This is a genomic window from Clostridium sp. AM49-4BH, assembly GCF_003478335.1.
Classification (GTDB): domain Bacteria; phylum Bacillota; class Clostridia; order Lachnospirales; family Lachnospiraceae; genus Butyribacter.
Genome location: NZ_QUFB01000131.1, coordinates 1 through 976 on the forward strand (window position 1 = coordinate 1; position 976 = coordinate 976).

General features: G+C 36.7%; 1 protein-coding gene. It reads left to right on the plus strand.

Annotated features, from left to right (window positions below; translation table 11 throughout):
- The first annotated feature begins 406 nt into the window (after positions 1-406).
- On the plus strand, positions 407-826 hold the full coding sequence (locus DW981_RS14730) for a DUF1292 domain-containing protein (protein WP_118508256.1): 420 nt from the start codon (positions 407-409) through the stop codon (positions 824-826).
- Positions 827-976 lie beyond the last annotated feature (150 nt).

Here is a 976-nt window from a genome sequence, read left to right on the forward strand (position 1 = left end):
ACTGTGAAAAAGAGCAAAACCAGCGTTTTGCTCTACAAGAATTGCTAAAGCAATTCTTGGCGATGTCACGCTACATAACAGCAATTTCCTATCAACTGAAAACTAATTGTGGCAAAGCAATTGCTATAGTTTCTTGAAGGCAGGACTCACTATATAGCGTCTGCAAAATATAATCAGGCAATCGACATAATAAGCAATATGTGGATTGTCTGTAACTTCCGGTATGGAGGGTTTTAATTGAGCATTTATTTTATATTCTTTTTATTTGACATCAGATGCCCCTAATGTTACTATTTGAACAGCAAATAACCATTTCAAACTCTCTCCCTGATATACAGAGAAGTTTGAATAAAAACGTATTATATTTTGTTGCACGTATGTAGCAATAGTAAAATGGAGGATATCAATGAACGACAAAAATAACGCATTATTTTTTAATGAAGATAACGACTTTAATGCAGTGATCACTCTGACAGATGAAGATGGCAATGACATGGACATGGAAGCTGTTGCCGCTTTGGAAATTCATGAACTTGGCAAAGAATACATTGCTGTAGTTCCTACGGAGCCAAATGATGAATTCGAAGATGGCGAAGTATTATTATTGATCTATTCTGAGGATGCTGATGGCAATCCGGTATTTGAAAGTCTGGACGATCCGGAAGAATTTGAGATCGCCAGTGCCGCGTTCGAAGAATTGATCGCAGAAATGGCCCAAGAAGATGATGATGATGATGACGACGATGAGGAAGATGACGGAAATATCGGTTATCTGGACGATATTTCTGATATTATTCCGGGAGTCTCTATTGATCTGGACAACTAAATCCTTTGAATTGGCTAATGTACAGGCAGATGGAATAATCCCAATGGCATTAAGTTAAGGCTAATTATGAGAGAAGTTGGTATCTTTTTTCGATACTAACTTCTCTTTTCATTTTCTTGTCACAGATTAAATTCCATACATTAATCAAAA

Coding starts and splice junctions, on each gene's coding strand:
- DW981_RS14730 (WP_118508256.1), top strand. CDS start 407: ATGAACGACAAAAATAACGCATTATTTTTTAATGAAGATAACGACTTT.